The organism is Vibrio crassostreae 9ZC13 (genome assembly GCF_000272045.2).
Taxonomy (GTDB): Bacteria; Pseudomonadota; Gammaproteobacteria; order Enterobacterales; family Vibrionaceae; genus Vibrio; species Vibrio crassostreae_C.
Genome location: NZ_AJYZ02000019.1, coordinates 538963 through 539162 on the forward strand (window position 1 = coordinate 538963; position 200 = coordinate 539162).

At 39.0% G+C, this 200-nt stretch carries 1 tRNA gene; it reads left to right on the forward strand.

From position 1 onward, the window contains the following. Window positions 1-42: 42 nt before the first annotated feature. Window positions 43-118: transfer RNA gene (locus tag A136_RS03750), tRNA-Gly, on the forward strand. The last annotated feature ends 82 nt before the right edge of the window (window positions 119-200 follow it).

Here is a 200-nt window from a genome sequence, read left to right on the forward strand (position 1 = left end):
TTTTCTTAGCTTGATAAGTTAAGAGATATTAAGAATGAAAATGCGATACTAGCTCAGTTGGTAGAGCGCAACCTTGCCAAGGTTGAGGTCATCGGTTCGAACCCGATGTATCGCTCCAAATTTTGTAGTGTTGATTCATTTCGACATTAAGATGGTGTTTTACTTTTCAGTAATCGGCATCGCAATAAAGAATTGCGTGC